The organism is Nocardia pseudovaccinii NBRC 100343 (genome assembly GCF_001613225.1).
In the GTDB taxonomy this organism is placed as follows: domain Bacteria; phylum Actinomycetota; class Actinomycetes; order Mycobacteriales; family Mycobacteriaceae; genus Nocardia; species Nocardia pseudovaccinii.
This window is the reverse complement of the sequence record NZ_BDBY01000294.1, coordinates 1-4,171: the sequence shown is the minus strand read 5'-3', so window position 1 is coordinate 4,171 and position 4,171 is coordinate 1. Positions and strand designations below refer to the sequence as shown.

Annotated in this window: 5 protein-coding genes; 2 read left to right on the top strand and 3 right to left on the bottom strand. The window is 67.0% G+C overall.

All coding sequences use genetic code 11. The features are described from left to right. Together NP3_RS35025 and NP3_RS35020 are read right to left on the bottom strand one after the other, a co-directional pair. The coding region (locus NP3_RS35025) for a (2Fe-2S)-binding protein (RefSeq protein ID WP_157124762.1) at positions 1-549 on the bottom strand (549 nt) is incomplete at its 3' end. Beyond that, the gene (locus tag NP3_RS35020) at positions 546-1,403 is read right to left on the bottom strand and encodes an FAD binding domain-containing protein (protein WP_063046019.1); all 858 of its coding nucleotides are present in this window, start codon (positions 1,401-1,403) and stop codon (positions 546-548) included. The genes NP3_RS35020 and NP3_RS35025, both read right to left, overlap by 4 nt. 194 nt (positions 1,404-1,597) lie before the next feature. Here NP3_RS35020 and NP3_RS48430 point away from each other — a divergent pair, with 194 nt between their 5' ends. After that, positions 1,598-1,888, top strand: coding sequence for a hypothetical protein (locus NP3_RS48430; protein WP_157124761.1), 291 nt, complete (start codon positions 1,598-1,600; stop codon positions 1,886-1,888). Positions 1,889-2,116: 228 nt separating this feature from the next. Beyond that, the gene (locus NP3_RS35010) at positions 2,117-3,772 is read left to right on the top strand and encodes an HNH endonuclease signature motif containing protein (RefSeq protein ID WP_063824999.1); all 1,656 of its coding nucleotides are present in this window, start codon (positions 2,117-2,119) and stop codon (positions 3,770-3,772) included. A 209-nt stretch (positions 3,773-3,981) separates the two neighbouring features. On the opposite strand, the gene NP3_RS35005 is transcribed toward NP3_RS35010, so the two are convergent. Then, positions 3,982-4,171 (bottom strand): DUF397 domain-containing protein (locus NP3_RS35005; protein WP_063046017.1); only part of this gene is annotated, 190 nt, incomplete at its 5' end.

The following is a 4,171-nucleotide window of genomic DNA, read 5'->3' as shown; positions in this document are numbered from 1 at the left end:
GCTCCCCACGGTCACGCCACCAGTCACACGAGCGCCTGGTGCCCAAGCGTGGCTTGTGCCTGTGGTCGGGCCCGCACCACATACTTCGGCGGCCTGCGAGGCCGTGTCAGGAGGTGTACCCAGTGCATCGGCAATGGTGCGATATCCGGTGCAGCGGCAGAGGTTTCCCTTCATGAGCTCCGGTAATGCCGCGGGATCCGGAGCGTTCGGGCCGCCGCAGCCGAGCCCCGCGGCGGTGACCACCATGCCCGCGGTGCAGAAGCCGCACTGGAAGGCGGCGGAGTCGACGAAACGCTGCTGGACCGGGTGCGGCACTTCTGGGGTGCCGAGGCCGGAGGCGGTGGTTATGGTGCGGTCGGCGGCGCGGTAGGCGGGAATGATGCAGGAGTGCACGGGGATTCCGTCGAGTTGCACGGTGCACGCACCGCAATCGCCCGCATCACAACCTTTCTTCACCGCGAAATGGCCGTTTTCGCGCAATAACGTACGCAGGCATTGACCCGGACGCGGTTCGGCCTGTACCGATTGACCGTCGACCTCGAATCTCATTGCCCATCACCGGCTTCGGTGCACAACTCGGCCGCAACCGCACCGGCCAGCACCCCGGCGACATGGCGACGCCAGTCCGGCGCTCCATGCGGATCGTCGAACCAGAGCGTCGGTTCGATGGCGGCGACCGCATCCCGCGCCTCGGTAGCACCGGGCGTCCCATCGAAATCCAGCACTATCGGCCGGGTCGTCGCCGCGGTTATGGTCAGCGCGCAGCGGCCGTCCACCTCACGTCGGCCCATCACAACCGCACCGGAACGACCGAGCGGAGCCAGCGCTATCTTCCGGAATGCAGTGCGCGCGTGCAGGCTTCGAAGCGGAACGGTAATCGATCGCAACACTTCACCCGAGCGGAGCACATTACGTCCCGGCCCGAGCACGAACTCCCGCAGGGGAATCCGCCGATCTGAACCATCCGGCGACCACACCAGCGCGACGCCGTCCAACGCCACCAACGCCCCCGACACCGCCCCGGCGGGCAACGACAGGCACACATTCCCGCCCACCGTCGCCGTCCGCCATATCTTGTGCGACGCCACCAACGCCCGGCACGCCTGCGCGAACAGCGCCGTCCCCGGCCACTGCGCCCGCAAGACCTCCAACCCCAGTTCCCGCCCGACCCCGGCCCCCGCCAACTCCGCCAACGTGCACGTGGCCGCGATCTCCAATCCCTCGTGCGTCTCGGTCAACGCGAGCCACCCCAGCGCACTGATATCGACCAGCCGATCCAACTTCTCCTGCGGTTCCGAGAACAAGAACGTCCCCCCGGCGAGCACTCCACAACTCCCGCCCACAACGGCCAGGTCGGCGCGCCCCCGCGCTACCACCACATCCCGAATCGTATCCAGATCCACGCCACACCTCGCTCCACTACCGCTGTCGCCACAGTAGAAGCCGTGGGTTGCCGCGATGTTGCGCGACAACCGCCCCAGGTTGCGCGGTCGTTACCCGCCGAATCGAGTACCCGCACCCGCCGAACCGCGCAGTCCGAGACATCTCTGTTCCAGTATCCAGCAATACTGTCTGATCAGGCCATTTGCCTTCATGCATGACAACTTGCCGGACCCGCCGAGCGGCCGCTTGCCCCTCGGACGAACAGCCGAGAGCCGATGCGCCAGCCATCCAAGTAGGCCAATGCGAGCGAGGCATCGCGGCGTCGGTGCGCCCACAGCCGGTGCGCCAGAACCTGGCCGATCAGCCCGAATCTCGGGGTCACCGGCAGGCCGCGATGGCTGCCCAGGTCCTCGGCAACCAGCCAGGACCGCAGCACGGCGGTCAGCGCACCGTGGTTGCGCTGCGCTGCGGTGATCGCGCCATGCGGCTGCGGCTGGCGCCGTGAAATCCACCGCGTCGCGATGTAGACGGCGGGCTGTCGGGGTCCTTGTGGAGACGGCTCGATCGGCCCGTCCAGCTCTCGCGCTCGGCCACAACTCTCGCGACCGCCGTACCTATCGACCGAAGCACACTGCGGCACTGGACTATTCAGTCGATCGTCCAGTGTGAAGACGTGCAGATCACATGATCTTCAGGGGTGTGCCCGGCGGTGGTTCCGCGATAGAATTCGAACATGTTTTCGAACAGTGAGGACACCGAGGCGCAGGCAGCCGGCGCGCTGCTCGCTGCGGTTTCCGAACTGCTCGAGCGGCCGTTGGTCGGATTGGCGGACAACGATGTGCTCGATCTGATGCGGGATGTGGAGCGATGCGCACGCAAGCTCACCGCGCTGCAGCACCGGCTGCTGGTCGAGGCCGATGAACGCTCGATCCCCGCGCACACCGGATCGAAGACACTGAAGCGGTTTCTGATGCAGACACTGCGGTTGTCGGGCGTCGATGCCGGAAGTCGGGTGCATGCGGCGCAGTGGGTGGGGGCTTCGCGCGATATGGGCGGAGAACAGCTGCCGCCGCAGTTGCCCTGCACCGCCAGCGCTTTGGCGCGCGGAGAGATTTCCGCCGACCATGTGCGGGGCATCGCGCAAGTGATGAACCGCGTTCCGCGCGGGGCGTCCACCGAAGACCGGGAGGCGGCCGAGCAGATCCTGGCCGAGTTCGCGCGGTCGGGTTCACCGGACGATATAGGCAAGATCGGCGACCGAATCCTGGCCCATCTGGACCCCGACGGCCGACTCACCGACAACCACGATCGGGCTCGCATGCGCGGAATCACGGTGGGTCGGCAACGGCCGGACGGGATGTCACCGATCCGCGGGGAGATCGATCCGGTGCTGCGGGCATTGCTGGATCCGATGCTGGCCAAATATGCCCGCCCTGGCGTATGCAATCCCGAAGACCCCGACAGCCCCGCCATCGACATCGACGCCGCGGATTCCACCGCGCTGGCCGAAGCGGCGCGGCGCGATCACCGCAGCGCCGCGCAGCGCAACCACGATGCGCTCACCGCCGTGCTGCGGTCCGGGCTCGTCGCCGAGGACCTGGGCAGCCATCGCGGCCTGCCGGTAACGACGATCCTGACGATGAAACTCGATGACCTGGAACAGATGTCGGGTGTAGCGACCACCGCCACAGGTGGGGTTGTGCCGATCCGGGACGCGCTCGCGCTGGCCGAGCGGTCGCAACCGTATCTGGCGGTATTCGATCATGCGGGGCTGCCGCTGCATCTCGGCCGGATGAAACGGCTCGGGTCGAGGTCACAACGGCTGGCGCTGATCGCCGCCCTGCGCGGCTGCTCACGCCCGGGGTGCGACGCACCGGCCAGCCTCTGCGCGGTCCACCACATCCTGGATTACGGCAAGGGCGGACGCACGGATATCGACAATCTGGTGCTGGCCTGCGACGCATGCCATGCACTCGTGCACGACGGCCCGGGCGGCTGGAAAACCGTTGCCGAGGGAAAGAATTCGGCGTTTTCGGGCCGCACCGCCTGGATTGCGCCGGAGCACATCGACCCCACCGGCACCCCGACGATCAACCATCGCCATCACGCCAACGAACTGCTCGCCGCCGTGCTGACACGCATCCACACCCGCAACGAACGCGAACGGGAAGCTCGCAGACGCCGCGAACGCGAACAACACCGGCAATGGCTGCGATCGCGATCCCAGCCGGAGACCGGCACCGCCGCATGTACCCATCGGCGGACAGCAACGGCTGCCCGTCGGGGCACCCGTGTGCCTCAGCAGTGCTCGGGGGTGCCGTCTTCCAGTGAAACGCATTCGCACCGCACAGCGCCGGCCAAGCGGCATCGCGCATCCGATATCACGTGATTGCGCACGGACGGGAGGAGAGGACAGGAGTTCGGCATGCCGCGGGCACCTGCTGGATCAACGACGGCCGCGGCACGTCCACCGTTGATACTTCTTCGCTCTTCCGCAGCGCGCTTCGGCGGTGAGGCCAGTGGAACATGAAAGAGGCACGGCCCCAGTCCAATACGAGTAAGACTGAGGCCGCTGCCTGTGGTCGGATCGGGGAGCCGCTACACCGTCGGCCAGGTGAACTCGCCGTCTTGCATGCCTGCCATGAAGGCGTCCCACTCGGCCGGAGCGAAGACCAGCGCCGGACCGGCCGGGTTCTTGGAGTCGCGAACGCCGACGCCGATGCCGCTAAGCCAGGCGACTTCCACACATTCCGAGCCGGCCTGGCTATAGCTGCTTTTGAACCACGCA

What these genes read in the sequence shown, in the direction of transcription:
- NP3_RS48430 (WP_157124761.1), top strand. Translation starts at nt 1,598, where the DNA reads ATGACAACTTGCCGGACCCGCCGAGCGGCCGCTTGCCCCTCGGACGAA.
- NP3_RS35010 (WP_063824999.1), top strand. Translation starts at nt 2,117, where the DNA reads ATGTTTTCGAACAGTGAGGACACCGAGGCGCAGGCAGCCGGCGCGCTG.